1 protein-coding gene is annotated in these 256 nt (G+C 44.9%); it reads right to left on the reverse strand.

Translation table 11 applies throughout. The annotated features are described in order from the left end of the window. The coding region (locus IEX97_RS13355; protein WP_188883565.1) for a tRNA-guanine transglycosylase at positions 1 to 256 on the reverse strand (256 nt) is incomplete at both ends.

Raw genomic sequence — 256 nt, forward strand, 5'->3', positions numbered from 1 at the left:
GTTTCAAGCGACATTTCAGGCGTCATATGAATCATGCGTTTACTCGTGGGTAGTGCAAAATGCGCACCTTCTTCATCAATGGTGCAGATTTCTTTATTTTTTGACAAACTAAATACCTGGAAGCCGCCACTATCGGTGAGCATTGGGCCATCCCACCCCATAAATGGATGCATACCCCCCGCTTTTTCTATCACCTTCATACCAGGCGCACACAGCATGTGATAGGTATTTCCGCCCAAAATAATTTGGGTTTTAG

The organism is Paenalicyclobacillus cellulosilyticus (genome assembly GCF_014647315.1).
GTDB classification, from domain to species: domain Bacteria; phylum Bacillota; class Bacilli; order Alicyclobacillales; family Alicyclobacillaceae; genus Alicyclobacillus_J; species Alicyclobacillus_J cellulosilyticus.